This window comes from Pseudoalteromonas sp. SIMBA_162 (assembly GCF_046535955.1).
In the GTDB taxonomy this organism is placed as follows: domain Bacteria; phylum Pseudomonadota; class Gammaproteobacteria; order Enterobacterales; family Alteromonadaceae; genus Pseudoalteromonas; species Pseudoalteromonas marina.
The window spans coordinates 1-279 of record NZ_JAWJBQ010000267.1 but is presented as its reverse complement, the minus strand read 5'-3'; the positions used below and the strand labels follow the sequence as shown (position 1 = coordinate 279).

General features: G+C 63.8%; 1 pseudogene. It reads right to left on the bottom strand.

Annotated elements, in window-relative coordinates:
* A pseudogene (locus R0J88_RS19625) lies at positions 1 to 279 on the bottom strand (sodium-independent anion transporter); the annotation flags it as partial.

Genomic DNA, 279 nt, shown 5'->3' with positions numbered 1-279 from the left:
CGGCCATCGGCATTCATGTCGCTGCCGATATGCAGCACCTGACCGATCTTGTTGGCGAAGAACAGCGCCGAGAGCAGCACGCCGACCAGCACGCCGATCGCCAGGTTGTGGGTCGCGACCACGACGGCCACGGTGCCCAGCATGACGATGTTGGTGGACATCGGGTGGGTCTTGAGGTCACGGATCGACTGCCAGGAGAAGGTGCCGATGGAGACCATGATCAGCACCGCGACCAGTGCGGCCATCGGAATCTGCGAGACCCACGGGCCGAGGAACACG